The following is a 1,905-nucleotide window of genomic DNA, read 5'->3' on the forward strand; positions in this document are numbered from 1 at the left end:
CGGGCCCGGACGTGCGCCGCCAGCCGCGCGGCCTGCTCCCGCAGCGCCGCCTCGGACTTGGCGGACAGCGCCCAGGGCACCGTCGCCGGGTCCGGGGCGCCGCCGGCGTCGGAGCCGGACGGGGCGAGGGCGGGGGCCGATTCGAGGATGAGATGGGCGTTGGTGCCGGAGATGCCGAACGACGACACGCCCGCCCGGCGCGGACGATCCGCCTCCGGCCAGGGAAGGGCCTCGGTCGCGAGCTCGACCGCGCCCGACGACCAGTCGACATGCGAGGTCGGCTCGTCCACGTGCAGGGTCGCCGGGACGATCCCGTGGCGCATCGCCTGGACCATCTTGATGATCCCGGCCACTCCCGCCGCCGCCTGCGTGTGGCCGAGGTTCGACTTCACCGACCCCAGCAGCAGGGGCCGTCCGTCCCGGCGGTCTCGCCCGTACGTCGCGAGCAGCGCCTGCGCTTCGATCGGGTCGCCGAGCGGCGTGCCCGTGCCGTGCGCCTCCACGACGTCCACGTCGGCGGACGTGAGCCCCGCGCTCGCCAGCGCGCTCTGAATGACCCGCTGCTGGGACGGGCCGTTCGGTGCCGTCAGGCCGTTCGACGCGCCGTCCTGGTTCACCGCCGAACCGCGCACCACCGCCAGCACCCGGTGGCCGTTGCGCTCGGCGTCCGACAGCCGCTCCAGGACCAGCAGCCCGGCGCCCTCCGACCAGACGGCGCCGTCGGCTCCGGACGCGAACGCCTTGCACCGACCGTCGGCCGCCAGCGCACGCTGCCGTGAGAATTCCACGAACGTGTCCGGCGTCGCCATCACGGTCACGCCACCGGCCAGCGCCAGGCCGCACTCGCCCGCGCGGAGCGCCTGCGCGGCCAGGTGCACGGCGACCAGGGACGACGAGCACGCGGTGTCCACCGTCACCGCCGGACCCTCCAGGCCGAGCGTGTAGGCGACGCGGCCGGACAGGACGCTCGCCGCGCGGCCCGTCCCGAGGTGGCCTTCGAGGTCGGGGCGCGCGGAGGCGTGCCGGGGGCCGTAGTCCACGCCGAGCAGCCCCGCGTAGACGCCGACCCGGGCGCCTCGCAGCGACGAGGGGTCGATCCCGGCCGACTCCAGGGCCTCCCAGGACGCCTCCAGGGCGAGGCGCTGCTGCGGGTCCATCGCGAGCGCCTCGCGCGGCGAGATCCCGAAGAAGCCCGCATCGAAACCGCCCGGATTGTCGAGGAATCCGCCCCGCGTCACATACGTCCGGCCGGACCGGTCGGGATCCGGGTCGAACAGGGCGGCGGCGTCCCAGCCCCGGTCGGCGGGGAACGCCGACACCGCGTCACGGCCCGCCGCGACCAGCTCCCACAGCCCGGCGGGCGAGGTGACCCCGCCCGGGAAACGGCACGCCATCCCGACGATCGCGATCGGGTCGTCCGGCGCGGGCCCGCCGGCGGGCACGGCATCGGCGGCGGCAGTGGCGGCGGGCGCGGTCCCGGTCAGCCGGGCCAGCAGGAAGGCCGCCACGTCGTTCGCCGTCGGATGGTCGAACACCAGGGTGGCGGGCAGCCGCAGCCCGGTCGCCCGGTTGAGGCGGTTGCGCAGCTCGACCGCGGTCAGCGAGTCGAAACCGAGTTCCTTCAGGGCCCGCGCCGGGGACGGCGGCTCCGGGCCGTCGTAGCCGAGGACGGCGGCGACCTCGCCGCGCACCAGGCTCACCAGACGCGGCAGCCTGCGCCCCTCCGGCACCCCGGCGAGCGGGCCGGAATCCGTGCCGCCGCCTTCTCCCCCATCCGCGCCGCCGTGGTTCGCCGCGACCCGGCGGCGGGGTGGCGCGACCAACCGCAGCAGCAGCGGCGGCCCGTCGCCCGCCGCGGCGCGCTCACGCAGGGCGGGCCGGTCCAGGGGCAGCGGCACCGTGACC

At 76.9% G+C, this 1,905-nt stretch carries 1 protein-coding gene; it reads right to left on the reverse strand.

Going from position 1 to position 1,905, the window contains the following annotated elements; genetic code table 11:
• On the reverse strand, positions 1-1,905 hold a 1,905-nt coding region (locus E1291_RS41225), incomplete at both ends, for a type I polyketide synthase (RefSeq protein WP_165495548.1).

Origin of the sequence: Actinomadura roseirufa (assembly GCF_900659635.1) — a bacterium.
Classification (GTDB): Bacteria; Actinomycetota; Actinomycetes; order Streptosporangiales; family Streptosporangiaceae; genus Spirillospora; species Spirillospora roseirufa.